Here is a 2,866-nt window from a genome sequence, read left to right as displayed (position 1 = left end):
GCTCCTGTCGCCGACGCCCCGCCGCTGGTGCCGGAAGCACCTGCCGCTGCACCTGCTGCCGCTCCCGCAAAAGAGATGACCACGGGCTCGCTGATCGACCAGACCCTGGAGCGTCCGTTGCGTCCGGGCGAGGTCTCGCTCGATGAGCTCGAGCGCGCCTTCCGCGAGACCGCGATCGAAGCACCCGCGCCGGTCGCCAAGGCCGAAGTGAAGGCCGAAGTGAAGGCCGAGCCGGCTCCTGCTACTGAGGCGCCTGCTGCAAAGGCGCCCAAGGAGAAGGCCGCGCCGAAGAAGTCGATGGCCGACGAGAATGCCGGCGAAGGCGCCAGCATCGCCAACCAGTCGATCCGCGTCAACGTGGACACGCTGGAGCATTTGATGACCATGGTCTCCGAGCTGGTCTTGACCCGCAACCAGCTCTTGGAGATCTCAAGGCGCAACGAGGACACCGAGTTCAAGGTGCCGCTGCAGCGCCTCTCCAACGTCACCGCCGAGCTGCAGGAAGGCGTCATGAAGACGCGCATGCAGCCGATCGGCAATGCCTGGCAGAAGCTGCCCCGCATCGTCCGCGACCTGTCGAGCGAACTCGGCAAGCAGATCGAGCTGGAGATGCACGGCGCCGACACCGAGCTCGACCGCCAGGTGCTCGACCTGATCAAGGACCCGCTCACCCATATGGTGCGCAACTCCGCCGATCATGGCCTGGAGACCCCCGCCGAGCGTCTTGCGAGCGGCAAGGGCGAGCAGGGCACCATCCGCCTGTCCGCCTATCACGAGGGCGGCCACATCATCATCTGCATCGCCGACAACGGCCGCGGCCTCAACACCGAGAAGATCAAGGCCAAGGCGCTCTCCTCAGGTCTCGTCAGCGAGGCTGAGCTGGAGAAGATGAGCGAAGCCCAGATCCACAAGTTCATCTTCGCGCCGGGCTTCTCCACCGCGGCCGCCATCACCTCGGTCTCGGGCCGCGGCGTCGGCATGGACGTGGTCCGCACCAATATCGACCAGATCGGCGGCACCATCGACATCAAGAGCGTCGCCGGTGAAGGCTCTTCCGTCACCATCAAGATCCCGCTGACGCTTGCGATCGTCTCGGCGCTGATCGTCGAGGCCGCCGGCGACCGCTTTGCGATCCCGCAGCTCTCGGTGGTCGAGCTGGTCCGCGCCCGCGCCAACTCGGAGCACCGCATCGAGCGTATCAAGGACACCGCCGTCCTTCGCCTGCGCAACAAGCTCTTGCCGCTGATCCATCTGAAGAAGCTGCTCAAGATCGACGACGGCGCGGCAAGCGATCCCGAGAACGGTTTTATCGTGGTCACGCAAGTCGGCAGCCAGACCTTCGGCATCGTCGTCGACGGCGTGTTCCACACCGAAGAAATCGTGGTCAAGCCGATGTCGACGAAACTGCGTCACATCGACATGTTCTCGGGCAACACCATCCTGGGCGATGGCGCCGTCATCATGATCATCGACCCCAACGGCATCGCCAAGGCGCTCGGCGCCGCCGGCTCCTCGGCCCATGACATGGCCGACGACAATGGTGCGCATCATATCGGCTCGGGCGAGCAGACCACCTCGCTCCTCGTCTTCCGCGCCGGCTCGTCCCAGCCCAAGGCGGTCCCGCTCGGGCTCGTCACCCGCCTGGAAGAGCTCCCGGCCGACAAGATCGAGTTCTCGAACGGCCGCTACATGGTGCAGTACCGCGAGCAGCTGATGCCGCTCGTCTCCATGGAGGGCGTCACCGTCGCCTCCCAGGGCGCCCAGCCGATCCTGGTGTTCGCCGATGACGGCCGCTCCATGGGCCTCGTCGTCGACGAGATCATCGACATCGTCGAGGAGCGCCTCAACATCGAGGTCGGCGGCTCGGCTTCCGGCATCCTCGGCTCGGCCGTGATCAAGGGCCAGGCCACCGAAGTGATCGACGTCGGCCACTTCCTGCCGATGGCGTTCGCCGACTGGTTCACCCGCAAGGAGATGAAGCCGTCGATGCACTCGCAGTCGGTGCTGCTGGTCGACGACAGTGCCTTCTTCCGCAACATGCTGGCACCCGTCCTCAAGGCCGCCGGCTACCGCGTCCGCACCGCGCCGACCGCGCAGGAAGGTCTCGCGGCCTTGCGTGCACAAACCTTCGACGTGGTCCTGACCGACATCGAGATGCCCGACATGAACGGGTTCGAGTTTGCCGAGACCATCCGCTCCGACAGCAATCTGGGCTCGATGCCGATCATCGGCCTCTCCGCGCTGGTGTCGCCGGCAGCGATCGAGCGCGGCCGTCAGGCCGGCTTCCACGACTATGTCGCCAAGTTCGACCGTCCCGGTCTGATCGCGGCGCTGAAGGAGCAGACCGCGGGCGCCGCCGGCGCCTCCGAGCTGAGCCGCGCGGCAGCCTGAGCGGGACCTGGATCAGGAGAGACTGATATGAGCAAGAAGATGCAAGTCGGCGAAGGCGCCATGGTCGAATACGTCACCGCGATGATCGGCGGCCAGCTGTTCGGCTTGCCGATCTCCCGCGTCCAGGACGTGTTCATGCCCGAGCGCGTCACCCGCGTTCCCTTGTCCTCGCGCGAGATCTCGGGCGTCCTGAACCTGCGCGGCCGCATCGTCACCGTGGTCGACATGCGCGCCCGTCTCGGCCTGCCCAGGGACGAGGACGGCAAGACCCCGATGGCTGTCGGCGTCGACCTGCGCGGTGAATCCTATGGCCTCCTGATCGACCAGATCGGCGAGGTCTTGCGCCTGCCCGAGGACGGCAAGGAAGAGAACCCCGTCAACCTCGACCCCCGCATGGCCAAGCTCGCCGGCGGCGTCCACCGTCTCGACGGCCAGCTCATGGTCGTCCTCGACGTCGACCGCGTGCTCGAGCTCG

The 2,866-nt window shown here is 66.2% G+C and carries 2 protein-coding genes; both read left to right on the top strand.

What is annotated here, in order from left to right; genetic code table 11:
* The coding region (locus L6639_RS42780) for a hybrid sensor histidine kinase/response regulator (RefSeq protein ID WP_237867357.1) at nt 1-2,391 on the top strand (2,391 nt) is incomplete at its 5' end.
* Between the two features lie 27 nt (nt 2,392-2,418).
* Nucleotides 2,419-2,866: chemotaxis protein CheW (locus L6639_RS42775; protein WP_237867356.1), on the top strand; the 448-nt coding region annotated here is incomplete at its 3' end.

The organism is Bradyrhizobium zhengyangense, from assembly GCF_022012555.1.
Lineage (GTDB): Bacteria > Pseudomonadota > Alphaproteobacteria > Rhizobiales > Xanthobacteraceae > Bradyrhizobium > Bradyrhizobium zhengyangense.
Note: the sequence above shows the minus strand (reverse complement) of the source record. Positions and strands in the feature narration are given on the sequence as shown.